Annotated in this window: 17 protein-coding genes; 6 read left to right on the plus strand and 11 right to left on the minus strand. The window is 63.5% G+C overall.

Annotated features, from left to right (window positions below; genetic code table 11):
* Positions 1–3 precede the first annotated feature (3 nt).
* Positions 4–819 (plus strand): serine hydrolase domain-containing protein, encoded by an 816-nt coding sequence (locus AC5RVS_RS13360; protein ID WP_494108503.1) that lies wholly within the window; start codon positions 4–6, stop codon positions 817–819.
* Between the two features lie 27 nt (positions 820–846).
* Here the strand turns inward: AC5RVS_RS13360 and AC5RVS_RS13365 are convergent, their stop codons facing one another.
* The 6 genes from AC5RVS_RS13365 to AC5RVS_RS13390 form a co-directional block, all read right to left on the minus strand.
* The gene (locus AC5RVS_RS13365; protein WP_494108504.1) at positions 847–2,787 is read right to left on the minus strand and encodes a glycosyl hydrolase; all 1,941 of its coding nucleotides are present in this window, start codon (positions 2,785–2,787) and stop codon (positions 847–849) included.
* Positions 2,788–2,878: 91 nt separating this feature from the next.
* Positions 2,879–3,706, minus strand: a complete 828-nt coding sequence (locus tag AC5RVS_RS13370) for a glycosyl hydrolase (protein WP_494108505.1) — start codon at positions 3,704–3,706, stop codon at positions 2,879–2,881.
* Positions 3,707–3,913: 207 nt separating this feature from the next.
* Positions 3,914–4,909, minus strand: a complete 996-nt coding sequence (mutM, locus tag AC5RVS_RS13375; RefSeq protein WP_494108506.1) for a bifunctional DNA-formamidopyrimidine glycosylase/DNA-(apurinic or apyrimidinic site) lyase — start codon at positions 4,907–4,909, stop codon at positions 3,914–3,916.
* Positions 4,902–5,621 carry a ribonuclease III gene (gene rnc / locus AC5RVS_RS13380; RefSeq protein WP_494108507.1) on the minus strand — a complete coding sequence of 240 codons (720 nt, stop codon included), beginning with the start codon at positions 5,619–5,621 and terminating at the stop codon, positions 4,902–4,904. The genes mutM and rnc overlap by 8 nt, the downstream gene beginning before the upstream one ends.
* 11 nt (positions 5,622–5,632) lie before the next feature.
* Entirely contained in the window at positions 5,633–5,836 is a 204-nt protein-coding gene (rpmF, locus tag AC5RVS_RS13385) for a 50S ribosomal protein L32 (RefSeq protein ID WP_127511582.1), read from the minus strand.
* A gap of 2 nt (positions 5,837–5,838) precedes the next feature.
* Positions 5,839–6,402 (minus strand): YceD family protein, encoded by a 564-nt coding sequence (locus tag AC5RVS_RS13390; protein WP_494108508.1) that lies wholly within the window; start codon positions 6,400–6,402, stop codon positions 5,839–5,841.
* A gap of 219 nt (positions 6,403–6,621) precedes the next feature.
* On the opposite strand from AC5RVS_RS13390, the gene AC5RVS_RS13395 reads away from it, so the two are divergent.
* Entirely contained in the window at positions 6,622–7,176 is a 555-nt protein-coding gene (locus AC5RVS_RS13395; RefSeq protein WP_494108509.1) for a YdcF family protein, read from the plus strand.
* On the opposite strand, the gene galU is transcribed toward AC5RVS_RS13395, so the two are convergent.
* Both galU and coaD read right to left on the minus strand, forming a co-directional pair.
* Positions 7,173–8,105, minus strand: a complete 933-nt coding sequence (galU, locus tag AC5RVS_RS13400) for a UTP--glucose-1-phosphate uridylyltransferase GalU (RefSeq protein ID WP_494108510.1) — start codon at positions 8,103–8,105, stop codon at positions 7,173–7,175. The genes AC5RVS_RS13395 and galU overlap by 4 nt on opposite strands.
* 60 nt (positions 8,106–8,165) lie before the next feature.
* Positions 8,166–8,648, minus strand: coding sequence for a pantetheine-phosphate adenylyltransferase (gene coaD / locus AC5RVS_RS13405; RefSeq protein ID WP_494108511.1), 483 nt, complete (start codon positions 8,646–8,648; stop codon positions 8,166–8,168).
* Positions 8,649–8,710: 62 nt separating this feature from the next.
* On the opposite strand from coaD, the gene AC5RVS_RS13410 reads away from it, so the two are divergent.
* Complete coding sequence (locus AC5RVS_RS13410) at positions 8,711–9,952, plus strand: aminotransferase class I/II-fold pyridoxal phosphate-dependent enzyme (protein ID WP_494108512.1); 1,242 nt, start codon at positions 8,711–8,713, stop codon at positions 9,950–9,952.
* Between the two features lie 3 nt (positions 9,953–9,955).
* A complete protein-coding gene (locus tag AC5RVS_RS13415; RefSeq protein ID WP_494108513.1) occupies positions 9,956–10,726 on the plus strand; it encodes a spermidine synthase in 771 nt (256 codons plus the stop codon).
* On the opposite strand, the gene rsmD is transcribed toward AC5RVS_RS13415, so the two are convergent.
* From rsmD to AC5RVS_RS13430, 3 genes are read right to left on the minus strand one after another with little or no spacing between them, the layout of a single operon-like run.
* Positions 10,709–11,299: a 16S rRNA (guanine(966)-N(2))-methyltransferase RsmD gene (rsmD, locus tag AC5RVS_RS13420; protein ID WP_494108514.1), complete on the minus strand. Its 591-nt coding sequence runs from the start codon at positions 11,297–11,299 to the stop codon at positions 10,709–10,711. The genes AC5RVS_RS13415 and rsmD overlap by 18 nt on opposite strands.
* Positions 11,300–11,302: 3 nt before the next feature.
* The gene (locus AC5RVS_RS13425) at positions 11,303–13,498 is read right to left on the minus strand and encodes an ATP-dependent DNA helicase RecG (RefSeq protein ID WP_494108515.1); all 2,196 of its coding nucleotides are present in this window, start codon (positions 13,496–13,498) and stop codon (positions 11,303–11,305) included.
* Positions 13,488–14,426 (minus strand): DAK2 domain-containing protein, encoded by a 939-nt coding sequence (locus AC5RVS_RS13430; RefSeq protein WP_494108686.1) that lies wholly within the window; start codon positions 14,424–14,426, stop codon positions 13,488–13,490. Before AC5RVS_RS13430 ends, AC5RVS_RS13425 begins: the two co-directional genes overlap by 11 nt.
* Before the next feature lie 581 nt (positions 14,427–15,007).
* Here AC5RVS_RS13430 and wecB point away from each other — a divergent pair.
* Positions 15,008–16,150 carry a non-hydrolyzing UDP-N-acetylglucosamine 2-epimerase gene (gene wecB, locus AC5RVS_RS13435; protein ID WP_494108516.1) on the plus strand — a complete coding sequence of 381 codons (1,143 nt, stop codon included), beginning with the start codon at positions 15,008–15,010 and terminating at the stop codon, positions 16,148–16,150.
* A 595-nt stretch (positions 16,151–16,745) separates the two neighbouring features.
* Positions 16,746–17,798, plus strand: coding sequence for an ATP-grasp fold amidoligase family protein (locus AC5RVS_RS13440; RefSeq protein ID WP_494108517.1), 1,053 nt, complete (start codon positions 16,746–16,748; stop codon positions 17,796–17,798).
* The last annotated feature ends 100 nt before the right edge of the window (positions 17,799–17,898 follow it).

The raw sequence follows: 17,898 nt of genomic DNA on the forward strand, positions 1-17,898 counted from the left end.
GACATGGAAAGCGTGAAGCTGATCGAATCCTGGCCGGTGGACAACGCGGCCACCGCCGTCGTCGCGGCCGACGGCGCCGTTGTGGCCTCCCATGGCGACCAGCAGCGCCGCTTCCCGCTTGCGTCCGTGACCAAGCTGCTCAGCGCCTACGCGGTGCTGCTGGCCGTCGAAGAAGGCGCGCTGGAACTGGACCAGGCGGCGGGCCCCGAAGGCGCCACCGTCCGCCACCTGCTGGCCCACAGCGCCGGCTACGACTTCGGCGACCGCACCGTCAGGTTCTCCCCCGGCGGCCGGCGGCTCTACTCCAATGCGGGTTTCGAGATGCTCGGCGAGACGCTCGAGGCCGCCACGGGCATCGCCTTCGCGGACTACCTGCGCGAAGGCGTGCTGGTTCCCCTCGGCATGAAGGACACCAGCCTGGACGGCTCCCCCGCAGCCGGGGCAACCTCCACGTCCGCTGACCTGTCCCGCTTCGCCGCCGAACTCGAGCGGCCGTCGCTGCTGGCCCCCGCCACGGTGCAGGAAGCAACGCAGGTCACCTACCCGGGGCTGGCGGGTGTGCTGCCGGGGTTCGGCCGCCAGCAAAACAACGACTGGGGCCTGGGCTTCGAAGTCCGCGGCCACAAGGAGCCGCACTGGACCGGCAGCACGAGCTCACCGAAGACGTTCGGCCACTTCGGCCAGTCCGGCACCTTCCTCTGGGTGGATCCCGACGCCGGCGCCGCGTGCATCGCGCTCACCGACCGCGACTTCGGGTCCTGGGCCGCCGACGCGTGGCCCGCCTACACGGATGCCGTGCTGGCTGAACTGCGGCGCTAGAGCCCGGTTACCAGCGGCCACCTCCGGTCAGTCCCACCGGACGAGGTTGACCAGGCCCCACTTGCCGGCATCGGCATCGTACTGGAACGTCAGCAGGCTCGTGGCGTTCGGCGCCTCGGCCAGTGTCAGAGCGACTGAGGACTTTCGGAACCCTGAAGCCAGCTCCAGGCGACGCTTCCCTGTGCCGTCCTGCTTCACCCGCAGCGTCAGATCCTGCCCGTCATAAGGCAGGCCGGAGGGCAGCGCGAGTGACCGGTTACCGGACAGGGTCACCCGGTAGAGATCCCCGTGCTCACAGGACCATCGGATGGTGCCCGCCTCAGGCGTACTCCGCACACGTTTCCGGAGCACCTTGTCGACGTTCGGGCTGGGATAGGTGCCGCGGGCAATCTTCAGGTCCGTGATCTCGAACCAGCCGGCTTGGGAGTTGGTGCCGTACCGGAAGAAGGGGAAACGCCACGCCCCCTGGTCGTCGGAAGTATTGGCGAACTGGACAATGTGAGTCTGCCAAACCGTGCCGAGCAGCAGCGAACGGTCGCCGGAGAAGAGGGCATCGCCGTCGGGCTGGCGCATGCCTGCGCTGAGGCGGAAGCCGTCGAAGGAGGCGCGGGCCTTGAAGGTGAACACGTGCGGCTTGCCGAGCTCGAAATCAAGTTCGCCGGACCGGGCGTCGCGATAGACCGCATAGTCGTTCTCGGATGAACCGTTGGACTTCGGCTTCGTCACTCGCAGGCTGGTGGTTCCACGGTCCATGACGGACGGAGCGTTGGTTGTGATCTCGAATGTGGAACCGTCCCCGGCGAGGGACCAGGTGGCTGTGGACTCGGGTACCGAAACGGACGGCGGCAACAGGTTACGGTTGAAATCCGAGGGCTCTTCGAAGCGGGTCACCCGGCCGGCGTCGTTAATTGCCTGACCCACCAACCGCCTCTGCTCCGCATTTTCCAACCGCATGTCCGTCGAGTCCGCGTCGATGAGGAACAGGATTGCCGCCTCGATCCGGGGCAGCTCCGGGGAGGCCACCAAACGGATCAGATCCGCATACCACTGACCCTTGTCCTCTCCTTGGTTGCTGGCCGCACAGCCGGACTCGCAGATCCAGACCTTGCGGGCGGACATTGCCTCGACCCGGCTGACGAACCGGCGCAGCTCTGCTCCGGCGGGCAGCCAGGTCTCGCTGTAGCCCTTCGCGTTGGAGCGGTTGTAATAGGAAACCCCAACCAGGTCCACCCATTCGTCCCCGGCATACCCTTCCGCCAGGTTCTGCGAATCGCCGTCACCGCCGTTGCTGGTCAGATACCACTGGATGAATTTGCACTCCACGCCCATAAAGCGGGCCAACTTCACGACCCGCTGGAACGCCTGCTTGAACTTCTCCGGGCTGTTGGCATCGGTGTCCCGGTACATCTGCCACGGGTAGCTGTCCGTGCCGTTGCCCTCGTGGAACGGCGCCAGATAGACGCGCTCCATGTTCCCGCCGTCGATGATGGCTTGAAAAAGCCTGACCAGATCGCGATAGATCCCGCTCTTCGCGTCGAATTCCTTGATGAAGGCGTCGTTCTCCTTCCAGATTTCGAGCGCGTACATGAGCTTCCGCGTCCTGTCGCGCGCCAGTTCCGGCACTACCTCTGCGGTGTAAGTCTCTGCAGTGTCAGCCCCGACGGCCCGGTAATAGGACACGACGTCGAAGCTTGCGTTGAGCTCGGACTCAAGCTCCTGCGTCGGCTTGAAGTAGTTGGCGCCGGTGTAGTCCTGTTCGGATTCGCCGCGTACGCGAACGCCAATCCACGGGCGCCTGACGCTGGTGGCAGCGGCCTGCTCTATGCTCGCGTCGACCGGCTTGCCGGCTTCCAGGCTCGGCGCCGCGGGCTGCTCAGGTGTGTAGGTGACCACCCGCGGCAGAGCTACGCCGGCAACGAAGCCCAGGGCTGTGCGTCGTCCTACGGTAAACGGCTTCTCAGACGACAATGCGGCTCTCCTGGCTCCCCTGCGGATATCCGTTTCAGCCTAGTCGAACGACATGTTTAGGCGGGTCCACCACCTTTATTTGCAGCCTCTTCTACAGCGACGCGTACAACCTGCCAGTCGAGGTCAGCGAACCATTTGTGTGATAAAGCGCCGACGAGCCCATAATCGGGTCAAAGGCAGCCCGCGTTTTCCAGGAGAAACGCTCAACGAAAGGCATGGCACGCATTCCGGCTACCGTGGCTCTCATGAAATCGTTGGTCTCGGCCCTGCTGTAGCGGCTCGGTCTTATTTTCGTAGCCGACCAGTCCGCTACGGCGTATTCAGTCACCCAGACGGGCTTCCCGTATTTCTCGTACAGCGCCTTAACCTTGCCCAAGAAACTATCGGCGTTAGGCCACGCATAGCAGTGCATGGTCATAAAATCCACGCGCAGCCCGGCCTTCTTCGCCTTGGACATAAATTCGGAGAGCCAGGGACTCGTTGGATTGACCGTCGCTGGAGATCCCAGTCTCAGACCTGTCTTCTGGAGTCTTGGCCACAGCCTAATGGCCTCATCGACGGACATGTTGGCCTGGGCCCGGTGGTCTGGTTCGTTGAAGCCCAAGAGGTGCTTGGCTTTCGTCACCGGCAATTGTTTCATCACATTTCCGATGGCATTTTGCTCCAAGAGCCGTCTAGCGTCCTTGACCATCGGCACAAACGGCGGATTAGTGGTGACGGTGTAAGTCGACCCCCAAGTGTAGTACCAATCAACCTTTAGACTCTGGATCTGCTTCAGCGCGAGTGCGTCCTTACCGCCATGAGCTATGCCTTTAAGCGCCCTGGTTGCGGCTTGTCCGGGAGCGGCAGTAGAAGCGAGGACAGCTCCCGGCGCCGCCATAGCCGCCAACGGCACGGTCAGAAACTTTCGACGGTCCACGATTTCCTCTCCCGCGGTAAAAGGGTTGGAATAACAGAATATTTCCCGACGCGGGGCAATGGCGAGGGCCCGTCATCGTTTTCACGCACTTCACGGCACATTCCGCCGGGGAATCGCGGGCAACATGGTGTCTGCCTGCTCAGATTCAGGCTAAGGGCTATGCCTGCACTTCCCATCCAGGGAGCGGCGGGCGCCGGCCCAGGGTACTTACCAGCGGCCGTTCCGGGGCCTGGGCTGGCAGGCCGGGCAGGTGTAGGAGGACCGGTTCATGAAGGTGTCCCGGCGGATCCTCGTGGACAGCCCCAGTTCGCTGCAGCGGTGGCAGGGCTCGCCCTCTCGGCCGTAGGAGTTCAGCGACCGTTCGAAGTACCCGGATGCGCCATTGACGTTCACGTAGAGGGAATCGAAGCTGGTGCCGCCGGCGTCGAGCGCCCTGGTCATGACGTCCCGGCAAGCGTTCAGCAGCCGCTCGGCTTCCTTGCGGCGCAAGGTGTCGGTCGGGCGGGCGTAGTGCAGCTTGGCGGCCCACAGCGCTTCATCGGCGTAGATGTTGCCGATGCCGGAGACCAGGGCCTGGTCCAGGATGGCGCGCTTGATGCCGGTCCTGCGGGCACGCAGGCGCTGGTAGAACGCCTCGAAGGAGAACGCCGGGTCGAGGGGGTCGCGGGCGATGTGCGAGGCCTCGACCGGGATCAGCGGCAGGCCGGTCTCGGACATGCCGCCGGCGTGGCCGTCAGGAGTGGGCATCAGGTCGGCCAGGAACATGCCGCCGAAAATCCGCTGGTCTACGAACCGCAGCTCGGCCGGCATCGGCGGGCCATCGGTCCCTTCGGCCGGACTGAGCGTCAATCGGACCTTCAGGTGCTTCTCGTCGGGCTGCGCGCTGTCTTCGACCAGCAGTTGCCCGCTCATGCCGAGGTGTGCCATCAGGGCGAGTTTGGGCTCGTCGGGCACGGCCTCAACCGCGGCCGGGGGCGGCGAAGTGTCCGGTGTGGTCTCCAGCAGCGGCATCCAGAGGAATTTTCCCCGCCGGGCGACGTCGGCCACGTGGGCGCCAATCAGGTTGCCGCGCAGGTCGTCGACTCCGAGGGCGTGGCGCCGGATGGATCGCTCGTCGAGGACGTCTACTCCGGTGATGGTCCGTCCGCGGACCCACTGGGCGAGCCCGCGGCGGACAACCTCCACCTCAGGCAGTTCAGGCATCGGAGTCGGCGGTCTCCGTCACCGACACGGGCAGCGAGGCACGCAGCGCCCGCCATGTGGTGGCCGCAGCTTCCTGCTCGGCTTCCTTCTTGGAGTGTCCGGTGCCGCGGCCGTATTCGGTGGTGCCGATCAGCAGCGTGGCCACGAAGGTCCGGGCGTGGTCCGGGCCCGATCCCTCCACTTGGTAGGTCACGTTGCCCATCTTCCGGGCGGCGGCCAGCTCCTGGATGCTGGTCTTCCAGTCCGTGCCCGCGCCCAGGGCGTCGGCATCCGCGAGGAGCGGCCCGACGAGGCGCATCACCAGCTGACGTGCCGCTTCGATGCCCTGGCACAGGTAGGCGGCGCCGAAGAGGGCCTCCATCGTGTCGGCCAGGATGGACGACTTGTCGGCCCCGTTGGTGAGCTTTTCGCCCTGGCCGAGCAGCACATGCTGGCCGACCTCCAGGCTGCGCGCGATGCCGGCCAGCGCGCGGGTGGAGACGACGGCGGAACGCCGCTTGGCCAGTTCGCCCTCGGGCAGGTCCGGGTTGTCCCGGTACAGCGCGTCGGTCACGGAAAAGCCCAGGATCGAGTCGCCGAGGAATTCCAGGCGCTCGTTGGTCGGCAGTCCGCCATGCTCGTAGGCGTAGGAACGGTGGGTTAAAGCAAGACGGAGCGTCTCGGCGTCGATATCAACGCCGAGACGCTCCAAAAGCTCTTCAGTTGAAGGCATGCCGTACGTTGTTACGCGTCGGCTACCTTGCGGCCCTTGTACTCAAGGAACAGCGCGGTGCCTGCCGAGTCGGTGACAACCTTGGCCTGGTGCGGCAGGCTGTAGGTGACACGGCCGTTCTCAACGGTCTTGACCAGGTTGGGCGCAGTGGCCTTCCACTGGGACCGGCGTGCGCGCGTATTCGAGCGGGACATCTTCCGCTTGGGAACAGCCACGGCTAACTCTCTTCTCTCTCGTCTGACTCTTTACTTTTGGGCGCCTCGTCGGCGGCCGTACCGGCCAGCCCGGCAAGGGCTGCCCAGCGAGGATCCACGACCTCATGGTGGTGACCCGGATCCTCTTCAAGGCGCATCCCGCATTCCGGGCACAAGCCTTGGCAGTCTTCCCGGCACACCGGCTGGAACGGCAGGGCGGTCACCACTGCGTCCCGCAGCGCCGGCTCGAGATCGATCAGATCGCGCTCAACCCGCCGCTGTTCGTCCTGTTCTTCTTCCTCGAGGAGTTCAGCTTCCTCGTAGTAGAAGAGTTCCTGCACATTGACGTCGAGGTCGTACGCGATGGGATCCAGGCAGCGCCCGCACTCGCCCGTGACAGCCACGGAAACGGTGCCGGAAACCAGGATTCCCTCGTGCACGGCCTCAAGCTTCAGGTCCAACTCCATATCGGAGCCTTCCTGAACGCCAATGAGTGCTGCCCCGAAATCCTTCGGCGCAGCGATACGTTCTTCAAGAGTCCGCATGGTGCCCGGGCTGCGCCCGAGGTCCTTGACCGCAAGGGTCAAGGCCGAACTTTGATCATGGTTCAAGACCACAGTACTGAGAACTCCTAAGGAACATACGACCGACGTATCATCTTAGCCCGGATCTCCCGCCTGCCCAAACCAAGGGGCGGTGTTGGGAATCACGACGGCGGAAGCCGGGTCGTCGAAGGCGATTGCCATGAGCAAAGATAGCGTGAAGATGTGGCAGGCACTCGTCCTTCGTGGAAGACCCGTCGTCTCATGATGACTATGCTCGCGCTGCTTGCACCGGCCGTGACCCTGGGGACGGTATGGCTCACAGCGTGCTATGCACTGTTCTACAACCCGCAGACCCAACCTCTACGCGAGGCCGATGCTGTCGTGGTCCTCGCAGGGGCCAGCGGCGAAAGGCTGCCCTTGGGGCTTGAAATCATGGAGCAGGGAACTGCTCCCGTGTTGGTGCTCTCATCCACGGACACTCCCGGCAACATCCATGCTGACCGGGCCTGCCAGGATCCGTCGCTTATCCCGTATGAGTTGATCTGCTTCACTCCGGAGGTTGGTACCACGCGTGGTGAAGCGCGCAGCATCGCCCGTTTGGCCCAAACCAATGGCTGGGACAACGTGGTAGTAGTAACTTCCCGCTATCACGTCGCCCGGGCGTCGACTTACATTCGGCAATGTTCAGACGAGCACATCATGGTGGCGGCCTCATCCCCGGACGCCGGGCCGGCCGAATGGCTGCGACGGTTCACCGAAGAATCCGTCGCACTGGCTTCCGCCTGGATCCGGCCGGTCTGTGCCAGCCAGATCTAGGCGTCGGCGGTTACAGGGACGTGATCCCGCGCCTGGATTTGCGATGCCAGATCGACAATCCAGGAGCTCAACTCGGGTCCCAGGTCTTCGCGTTCCGTCGCCAGCGAGACCACCGCCTTGAGGTAGCTGAGCTTGTCGCCGGTGTCGTACCGGCGACCCTTGAAGACCACTGCATAAACCCCGCCGCCGTCCTCCTCGGACCCGGCCAGCGCCTGCAGCGCGTCCGTCAGCTGTATTTCTCCGCCGCGGCCGGGCGGGGTCTGCTCCAGCACGTCGAACACGGCCGGATGCAAGACGTAGCGGCCGATCACGGCGAGGTTCGACGGCGCCTCGGCGGCGGCGGGCTTCTCCACCAAGCCGTTCACCTTCACGTGCGTCGCGCCGTCGATGCGGCTGATGTCGGCGCAACCGTAGGCGCTGATCGCTTCCGGATCGACTTCCATCAGGGCGATGACGGAACCGCCGGTCGCCTGCTGGACCGCGATCATCTCCGTGAGCAGTTCGTCGCGCTCATCAATCAGGTCATCGCCCAGCAAGACGGCGAAGGGCTCGTTGCCCACATGCTGCCTGGCGCAGAGAACCGCGTGGCCGAGACCCTTGGGGTCTCCTTGACGCAGGTAGTGAATGTCGGCCAGCTGGGAAGATTCCCGGACCGCGGCCAGTTTGGCGTCGTCGCCCTTGTCCTCCAGAGTTTGCTCGATAAACGGGACGCGGTCGAAGTGGTCCTCCAGGGAACGCTTGTTGCGCCCGGTGATCATCAGGACGTCGTCCAGGCCGGCGCGTGTCGCTTCTTCGACGACATACTGGATGGCCGGCTTGTCGACGACAGGCAACATTTCCTTCGGCATGGCCTTCGTGGCCGGCAGGAACCTGGTCCCCAACCCGGCGGCAGGCAGAACGGCTTTTCGTACTGATTGAGCTTGAGGCATGCGTCAAACGTTAGCTGAAGCAACGGCTCCGCCGTAATCGCCTACCCAGTCCCGGCAGGGCTAGCGGACCTGCTCCCCCGCGCGGAAACGGGCGAGCACGGCCTTCGGCACGAACTCCGAAATATCCCCGCCCAGCGAGGCAATCTCCTTGATCAAGGTGGACGACAGGTGCGTGTAGCTGCTCTCCGCGGCGAGGAAAACCGTCTCGATGCCGGCCAGGTGCCGGTTCATGTGCGCCATGGGCAGCTCGTAGTGGTAGTCCTGCGACGAGCGCAGGCCCTTGACGATGACGCCGGCACCATGGCTGCGGCAGTATTCGGCCAGCAGGCCTTCGCCCATGGCTTCAACGCTCACGCCGCGGAGGTAGGACAGCGTCTCGCGGGCCATGGTGAGCCGCTCGTCGAGACTAAAGCGGTACTTCTTGGCGTAGTTGGTCGAGACGGCGACGATGACCTCGTCGTACATGCTGGCGGCACGGGCAATGATTTCCACGTGGCCTTTGTGGAGCGGGTCATAGGATCCTGGGCAAACGGCACGGCGCATAGAGTCGAATCTAGTCGATCCGGCGGACGGTGCACCACGCTTCGGTGGTAATACTGGGAGTCATGAGCACAGCAATGAGGCAACTCGTCCACGGAAGGCGGGCCGATGTTCCGGCACCGTGGCAGCGGACCGCGGCCGGATCGAACCTCCTCGCCGACGACGGCGGCCTCGGCGTCACCATCTTCGAGGAAATGACGACCCTCGCCGCGCGGACCGGCGCCATTAATCTGGGGCAGGGGTTTCCCGACGAGGATGGTCCGGCGGAGATCGCTGCCGCCGCCATCGACGCCATACGGGGCGGAAAAAACCAATATGCTCCGGGCAAGGGATCACCCACCCTGCGGGGCGCTATTGCCGCCCACCAACAGCGGTTCTACGGCCTGTCGCCGGACCCGGAAACCGAAATCATCGTCACGACCGGAGCCACCGAGGCGCTGGCCGCGACGCTGCTGGCGCTGACCGGACCGGGCGACGAAGTCCTGACGTTCGAGCCATTCTATGACGCGTACGGTGCGCTCATCGGGCTGACCGGGGCCCGGCACACCACGGCTGCCCTCCTCGCCCCAGATTTCCAGCCGGACCTCGACGCACTCGAAGCGGCCTTCTCGGAGCGCACCCGCATGGTCCTGGTGAACAACCCGCACAATCCGATGGGCAGCGTTTTTTCCCGCGAGACGTTGGCGCGCATCGTCGAGCTGGCCGAGCGCTACGACGCGCTGATCGTCACCGACGAGGTCTACGAGCACCTGACGTTCGATGTACCGCACATCCCCATCGCCACCTTGCCCGGAGCCGGCGAGCGGACACTCACCATCTCCTCGGCAGGCAAGACGTTTTCGTTCACCGGTTGGAAGGTCGGCTGGCTCTCCGGCCCGGCGGACCTCGTCGCCGCGGTGCGTACGGTCAAGCAATTCCTCACGTACAGCTCAGGCGCGCCGTTCCAGGACGCGGTGGCGGTGGGGCTGGGGCTGCCGGACTCGTTCTACAGCGGAATCGCCGGTGACCTGAAGGCCAAGCGGGACCTGCTCAGCGCCGGCTTGCGGCAGGCAGGCTTCGATGTCTTCACACCGCAGGGAACGTACTTCGTTAACGTGGACACGGCGCCGCTGGGCTTTACCGACTCGCTGGAACTCGCCCGCCGGATGCCCGAGCAGATTGGTGTCGCTGCCATCCCGGTGCCGGTCTTCTGCCACCCCGACGGCGCCGAGCGGACCCGTTCGTTGCTGCGCTTCGCATTCTGCAAGAAGACCGAGGTCCTGCAGGAAGCCGCACACCGTCTCGCCTCGCTGCCGAACAGGGTCTGAGCAGTGGCCGAACGTTACCTTCGAGGCAGCGGCCTGCATGCCACCATCGACAAGGACGACCGCGTGCCGGGGTCCTTCGTCCTGGGCATTGGCGGCGCCGAGCAATCACACGTCAATCTGAGGCATCCCGACGACGTCTTCTACGAATACCTGCGCAGGATCGCCAACGTTGTCGATTTGGCGGGCCCGCCAGGGGTCCCGCTGCGTTGCCTCCATCTGGGCGCGGGGGCGCTGACGTTGGCCCGGTATGTGCAGGCCACCCGGCCCGGTTCCCGGCAGGTCGCCGTCGAGCTGGAGCGGGAGCTGTTGGACTTCGTACTCGAGCACCTTCCCATGCCGGACGGAACCGACCTCGCGGTCCACTTCGGCGATGCGCGGCATGAACTGGCCTTCGGGGACATCGAGGGAACCTTCGATGTGGTCGTGCTGGATGTCTTCGCCGGCGACGATGCCCCGGAACACCTGACCACGGCGGACTTTTACGAGGAGTTGCTGGAGGTACTGGAACCGGACGGCGTGGTGCTGGTCAATGTGGGAGACGATCCGCCGCTGGCGTTCGCCAAGCGGCAGATCACCGAGCTGGCGTCGGTCGCCGGTTCAGTGGCGGCACTGGGCGAGGCCAGCATGTTCGGCGGCCGAAGGGCCGGAAACATTGTCCTCGCCGCCCGCGATGGCTCCTGGCCGGCGGAATGGTCGGCCGCCCTGGTGGCGGCGGGCCCGCACCCGGCGGCCGTCCTCACCGGCCCCGAGCTCGATTCATTCGCCGGCGGCTGACGGATCCCTGGCAGGTTCGGCGAACCAGAGCTGGGTCTCGCCGTACTTCCGGACGGCGAACCGCTCGAGGCCTTCGGGCCATCCGGGTTCGGGAGACCGCGAAGAGCGTTCAACGACGACGACGGAACCGTCGGCGAGGTATCCGGACAGGGATCTGAGGATGCCGCCCAGCGCGTCCTCGCCCAGCGGGTACGGCGGGTCCATCAGCACCAGGTCCCAGTGGTGTCCCGCCGGCTGGTCCTCAAGGAACCGTTCCGCCTTCATGCGGTGTACCTTGACCGTCCTCCGGCCCAGCTTGTCGTTGACCAGTTCGGCATTGCGGCGGCAGACCCCCACGGCTTTGTCGGCCGCTTCGACCAGGTCCACTGTTGCGGCACCGCGGCTGGCGGTCTCGACTCCCAGTGCCCCGGAGCCGGCGAAAAGGTCGAGCACCCGCGCGCCGGCCACCACGTCATAGGATTCCAGCCGGGAGAACAGCGCTTCCTTGACCCGGTCCGTCGTGGGCCTCGTGTTCTCCCCCGGCACGCTCGCCAGGGTCAGGCCCCCGGCCACGCCGGCGACGATGCGACTCAACGGCTACCCGCGCTCAAGGAAGGCCTCCCGCTCGGGATTCAGGTACAACTCGATGGCGTCCGCCAGCTCCGGATACTGGGCGAGGGTGGAGTCACGCTGCAGGATCGCCGTCGCGTCTTCCCGGGCTTGGGCGATAACCGCCTCGTCCTTGATCACGCGCAGCAGCCTCAGGGTCGATTTGCCGCCGGACTGGGACGCCCCGAGGATGTCACCTTCGCGACGCAACTGGAGGTCTGCCTGCGAGAGTTCAAACCCGTCGGTGGTCGCGGCGACCGCCTGCAGCCGCTCCCGGCTGGGGTGCCCCGGCTCCAGCTGCGTGACCAACAGGCAGGTACCCGGGAGACCGCCCCGGCCCACCCGTCCGCGGAGCTGGTGGAGCTGCGAAATGCCAAAGCGGTCGGCGTCCAGGATCACCATCATGGTGGCGTTGTGCACGTCGACCCCAACCTCGATGACCGTGGTGGACACCAGGATGTCCAGCGTGGCGTCGTTGAAAGCCGCCATGGCGGAAGCTTTCTGCTCCGGGTCCATCCGGCCGTGCAGCATGCCGATCCGGACCCCGTCCAGGACCGGCAGCCCGTTCAGGTGCTCGACGAGAGCGGCCACCGACGCCATGGGCCGCTGCTGCTCCTGCTGCTCAGACAGCTCGTCCGGCGGATCGGCTTCTTCGAGCTCGTCATCGCCGATCTTGGGACACACAACGTAGACCTGCCGGCCGGCGGCGACCTCCTCGCGGGCACGTTCCCAGATCCGGCCCTCCCAGGCGGGGTGTTCCTGCAAAGCCACCATGTGGGTGCTGATCGGCGCGCGGCCCGCGGGCAGCTCTGTCAGCACGGACGTCTCCAGGTCCCCGAAGACGGTCATCGCCACCGTCCGGGGAATGGGAGTGGCGGTCATGACCAGCAGGTGCGGGGGCGTGGCCGAACGGCTCCGGAGGCGGTCGCGCTGCTCCACGCCAAACCGGTGCTGTTCGTCCACCACCACGAGGCCAAGGTCCAGGAACTGCACCGAGTCGGACAGCAGGGCATGGGTGCCGACGACGATGCCCGCCTCTCCGGTCGCCACATCGAGCAAGGCCCTGCGCTTGGCCGTTCCGGTCATCGACCCGGTCAACAGCACAACCTTGGTGCCGTCGGGGTCGCCGCCCAACATGCCGCCCTGCGCCAGGGGTCCGAGCGTCCGGGTGATCGAGGCGAAATGCTGGCCCGCCAGGACCTCGGTCGGCGCGAGCAGGACGGCCTGCCCGCCCGAGTCGACCACCTGCAGCATGGCCCGAAGGGCAACCAGGGTCTTCCCCGAACCGACCTCGCCCTGCAGCAACCGGTTCATGGGTGAATCGCCGGCCAGCTCGGCCGCGATGGTTGCGCCGACCTCGCGCTGCCCCGAGGTCAGGTCGAACGGCAGGCGGGCGTCAAACTTGTCGGCAATACCGCCCTTCCGTCCCGGGCGCGCAGTCGCCTGTTCCGCCGCGGCGATGGCCCGCTTCCGCCCGAGGGCCGCCTGCAAAACCAGCGCTTCCTGATACCGGAAACGGTCCCGGGCCGCGTTGGCGGCCTCCATCGTTGGGGGCCGGTGGATCTGTTCGTAGGCCTCGGCCAGCGAGAGCATCCCATCCCGGACTGCGATGTCGGTCGGGATGGGGTCGCCCAGGCGGCTGAAGTCCACGGCATCGAGCAAAAGGTCAACGGCTGCCTTGATCCGCCAGCTGCCCAGCTTTGCCGTAGCCGAATACATGGGCACCGGGCGCAGAGCCTCCTCTGCGTCGAATTCGAAGGCGTCTTCGAGCAACTGGTAGTCGGGGTTGGTCAAGGTCAGGTTTCCGCGGTAGGAGGTCACCTTGCCGGAGAACATGGCGATGGTTCCCGGCCGCAGCTCCCGTTCGGCCTGATAACCGTTGAAGAAGGTGAGGCTGATGTCCGAGGAATTGTCGGTCACGACAACCTCGGTCAGCGAACCGCGACGGGCCCGCATTTTGCGGGAACTGGTGCTGAGCACCCGGGCCACCAGAGTTGCGTCCTGGTCGATCGGCAGCTCGGCGATCATGGTCAGCTCCCCGCGCTTCATGTATCGCCGCGGGAAGTAATTCAGCAGTTCCCCGGTCACCGTCATGCCCAGGTGTTTTTCGAGTGCCGAGGCCGAGCGCTTGCCGAGCCGCCGCTCCAGCGGGACGCTCAGCTCATCAGGCAGGTCAGCCGCCATGGGACTGCTCCGGCGGGCCGGCCAGCTCCGTCATGCTGACGTTCATCGGTTCACCCAGCTCACGGATGACGTCCAGGGCCGCTTCGCCGTCCGGCACGTGGGCGTGGACGCGCCAACGGTACCCGCCCTCAATTTCGGTCACCGCGCTCATGATGACCGAGTCGCCCAACTCGTCCAGCTTCAAGCGCAGCGTTGCGGCGTCCAGGGGGCTGAGGTTGACGGTGCACATCACTTCGACGCCTTCATCCACGTGGTCCAGATGCAGGTGGGGATCCTGCACGTTGTATCCGTGCAGGCCGTCCAGCAGTTCCGGCTGCAGTTCCACGCCCAGGGCGCTGGCACGCAAGGTGTCCATGATCAGCAGGAACCCGACGGCGCCCGCGTCGACGATGTGCGCCGACTCCAGTGCGCCGAGCTGCGTCTCGGTCCTGACGACCGCGACGACGGCCTCCTCCACGACCGATTCCAACGTTGCCGCAAGCCCGTGGTTGCTGTCGTCGCCGTTCTTCGCCGCATGTACCGCCGACGCCGCCCGGGAGACTGCGGCGATGACGGAGAGCATGGTTCCCTCAACGGGCTCGCTCAACGCTGACCAGCACCGGATTTCGGCACGCTGGAGGGCCGCGGCCAGCAGCGGCCCGGTCAACCGGGTCGTGCCCCGCAAAGGTTCGGCCAGGGCCGCCAGGAAAACGGACAACAAGGTGCCCGAGTTGCCGCGCGCTTCTTCCATCGCGGCCTGGCCGGCTCCGGCCAGGAGTTCGCCGATGTCCGCCGTCCGGTTTTCAGCGGCCGACTTCGCCGCCGCCCGGATAGTCAGATAAAGGTTGGTCCCCGTGTCTCCGTCGGCGACCGGGAAGATATTGATCGCATTCAGACGGTCGCTGTGGTTGCCGAGGACGACTTCGGCCTTGGACAGCCAGCGGCGCAGCGCTTCGGCATTGGCAGCAATCTTCGTCTGCAAACTGTTCCCATCTGCATGCGCCGGCGATGCCCGCCAACGATCGTCCTTAGTTCTCCGGCGTTAATCGAGCCTACCGCAGTTGTCCCTCCGGGCGTGGCAGTTCCGCAAAGGCGGGACGATCAAGACTGCGCTGAACTCAGGGTCCGCTAGGACTGCCGGTCGGGCGTGCCAAGGCTTGGACGAATTCTGGCCATCTATAGTGTTAGGGAAGATTTACTAATACGCGCGGAGGCCCTTCCATGACTTACTCACCTGCGGAGCTGCCGGCAGCCCGTCATATGAGCAGCCCTGCGAGCTCCAACACCATGCGTTCAGGGGATGCACGTGCCAAGAATAACGTTATCCCCCGTAATTCAGAACGCGCATATCGTAGAAAACGACGGATTGCCGCGCTGCTGGCTGTGGCTGTCATAGTCACTATTCCTCTTTTGATCGCGGCACTCATTATGCTCTAAGAGGCCCAACGTTTCCTGTAACGGGAGCGGGAAGCCTGACAACCAGTTCTGCCCATGTTTCAGGGCTGCATCACCGCTACCACTGGGGGATCCTTGCACACCGTCATGCCTATATACGGCACCCGCCCCGAGGCGATCAAGATGGCGCCAATCATTAAGGCGCTGGAGGCTGACCCCCGCTTCCAGTGCGTGGTCACAGTCACTGGGCAGCACCGCGAAATGTTGGATCAGGTCAATACCTTTTTTGGTATCACCCCCGACCACGATCTGGACATCATCCAGCCGGGCCAGTCACTAAACGGAATCCTCACGCGTACCGTTTCAGGTTTGGACACGCTGTTTACCAATGTCACGCCTGCGGCCGTCCTAGTCCAAGGCGACACCACGACGTCGACCGCCGCGGCTATAGCCGCCTTCAACCGAGGCATTGCTGTGATCCACGTCGAAGCCGGATTGCGCAGCGGCAACGTGTTCTCTCCGTTTCCAGAGGAAGCGAACCGCAAGATCACCTCCCAAATTGCCAGCCTTCACTTGGCCCCAACTGTCGCCAGCAAAGCCAACTTGATAGCTGAAAATGTGACTGACCGCGACATCGTTGTCACCGGAAACACCGTGATCGACGCCCTATTGAGGGCTGTCGCTACCGAAACGCCCTTCACGGATCCGCGACTGGAGCAACTAACCGCCGAAGACCGAAGGGTCCTGTTGGTGACCACCCATCGGCGGGAGAACCAGGGAGAGGCAATGCGAGGGGTAGGGCGTGCCCTGTCCCGCATTGCGTCCAGGCATCCCGACATTGTAATTGTCCTCCCCATCCATAAGAACCCGGTAGTGCGCAAAGCAGTGCTGCCCGCACTAGATGGGGCTGCAAACATCGTGGTCACCGAACCTTTGGACTACCCGGAATTCACTCGCCTGCTGTCGCTTGCCCACATTGTGCTAACCGACTCCGGCGGTGTTCAGGAGGAAGCCCCTAGCTTGGGGAAACCAGTGTTGGTCATGCGGGAAAACACCGAACGGCCCGAGGCCGTTGACGCGGGCACGGTCATGCTCATCGGCACCGATGAAGACAGGATAGTAGCGGAGGTCACCAAATTGGTCGATGACAGGGACCACTATGACGCCATGGCAGCAGCGGTGAACCCTTATGGCGACGGCAGAGCCGCCGCCCGGACCGTCGCTGCTGTCCGTGCCCTGCTTGGCCTAGGCGAGCGACTGCCGGACTTCGCGGGCTAAACCGTGCTTCCCACTGAAATCTTTGACGGACCGAGGCCGGGAGTCAATAATTGTCACTTCGCAAATTACTGCGGCCGGCGACGCGCGATTCATGGGTTCCAACCTATTCCATTATGAGCTCGATGAAACCTACTGCATCCCCCAGGACAAGGTAACGTGCGCCGCCAACGAGACCTCCTTGTCTGGCCCCCAACTCGTTATGGGGCCTCCAAGTGAAGGCCAGACAGATGGACATGGACGCACCAACGGTAACCGCCTTTGAACTCAGCCAGCACATCAAATCACGGAATTACCCCATGTGCCGCCCAGCTTTCAAGCGCGTCGAAGCACCCAACAGACAGCGATTTATGCTGCACATCGCCCAACCTTCACCGTGCGGCCCAAGTGCGTATATGGATCCTTAACCTACGTCATCGCAAGCTGCCCAGCAATCAGGGCAATTACTCCTCGCGCTCCGTGCAAGGGGCCAGCAATAAATACAGACCAGCACGAATTACCACTAAAAGTAGTGAATCCCTGAAATGGATCGATGGAATCTACCTGGCGACTTAAATGAACGCTTGAAGCCATCTCTCCAACTTTACGAAAGGCTATAATGGGCACCTACGATGCGGAAGTTACTCGAGCCGTTGATGAATACGCAAACGGGCTGCAGCAGCTTTGGAGAACCATAAACCGAGTACGAGGACAGCAGGACATGCCGCAGGCTGACCGTGAGAGGCTTCTGACAGCACTGTATTCGCCATTGAGCACGAAAGATATGAAGCAAAGCTTTGTCACCGATGGCGACATTTATGGAATCGGCGTATCCTTTCGTTCATGCGTTACCAATATGATGCGATTCAAGTCCAAACTTGCGCAAATGGGATGCCCCCTTGCACCCAGTCTGAACTCTAAAGAGGCTGACCAAGAGTTTGCAAAAACTCTCGGCGTGCCTATCCCAAATATATACGCGAGAAACGCGTCACTCGACACCCTACAACTGCGTCCGCTTACTGTCATCAAGCCTACTTGGGGAGACTCTTCACGAGGAGTATTCTTTGTCGACCAAAATCTGCATTTACAGTCACTTCGAACACAGAAGGTATACGAGGACTTCCCCAGCGCCCTGCTTGAACTCCGAGGGCACGAATCTCGCGTCTCTATGGATGCTTGGATTATCGAAGAAGCTGTTCTCAATACCGCAGGGGAATTGGCGAGCGACCTGAAGTTTTATTCATTCTATGGCCACATTGGCGCCGTGCTCGAAATTGCCCGTGGCCGTGGAGAAGATGGACAGAATTTATACTGCTCTTATCGACCCAACGGTGAGTCTTTTAAGTTTTTGAAAAACATATCGAGTTTTGAGGGATCTGGGATCCCCAGCGGGTTGCTTGAGCACGCAAAACGTATATCTCTCGCTTCGCCTGTTCCCTTTTTGAGAATCGATTTTCTTCGCGGGGCGAAGGAATGCTACCTCGGAGAGATAACTCCACATCCGGGCGGAATTTATGCTGGCCGCCTATACGATAATATCGATAAGGAGTTCGGGCATCTTTTCCTGGAAGCAGAAGCAAGACTGCTAATTGATTTGTTCAACGGGAAGTCTTTTTCCAAATATTTCTCAACCTATAAGGTCTCAACTGCTTCCCCCGACCTGGCAGAATAGATCTGATTGTCGTCCGCGGGCGTTACGTCTACCTGACGCTGGAAACATTGGTTAGCATGACAGTTACTGATGAGAAGCAGCCAGCAGTGGACCCCTACAT

The sequence above is a fragment of the Arthrobacter sp. Y3221048 genome (genome assembly GCF_059092685.1).

Excerpts from the sequence above, each read along its gene's own strand:
- AC5RVS_RS13360 (WP_494108503.1), top strand. The coding sequence starts at position 4 with ATGGAAAGCGTGAAGCTGATCGAATCCTGGCCGGTGGACAACGCGGCC.
- AC5RVS_RS13395 (WP_494108509.1), top strand. The coding sequence starts at position 6,622 with ATGATGACTATGCTCGCGCTGCTTGCACCGGCCGTGACCCTGGGGACG.
- AC5RVS_RS13425 (WP_494108515.1), bottom strand. The coding sequence starts at position 13,498 with ATGGCGGCTGACCTGCCTGATGAGCTGAGCGTCCCGCTGGAGCGGCGG.
- AC5RVS_RS13410 (WP_494108512.1), top strand. The coding sequence starts at position 8,711 with ATGAGCACAGCAATGAGGCAACTCGTCCACGGAAGGCGGGCCGATGTT.
- rnc (WP_494108507.1), bottom strand. The coding sequence starts at position 5,621 with ATGCCTTCAACTGAAGAGCTTTTGGAGCGTCTCGGCGTTGATATCGAC.
- AC5RVS_RS13440 (WP_494108517.1), top strand. The coding sequence starts at position 16,746 with ATGGGCACCTACGATGCGGAAGTTACTCGAGCCGTTGATGAATACGCA.
- coaD (WP_494108511.1), bottom strand. The coding sequence starts at position 8,648 with ATGCGCCGTGCCGTTTGCCCAGGATCCTATGACCCGCTCCACAAAGGC.
- mutM (WP_494108506.1), bottom strand. The coding sequence starts at position 4,909 with ATGCCTGAACTGCCTGAGGTGGAGGTTGTCCGCCGCGGGCTCGCCCAG.
- galU (WP_494108510.1), bottom strand. The coding sequence starts at position 8,105 with ATGCCTCAAGCTCAATCAGTACGAAAAGCCGTTCTGCCTGCCGCCGGG.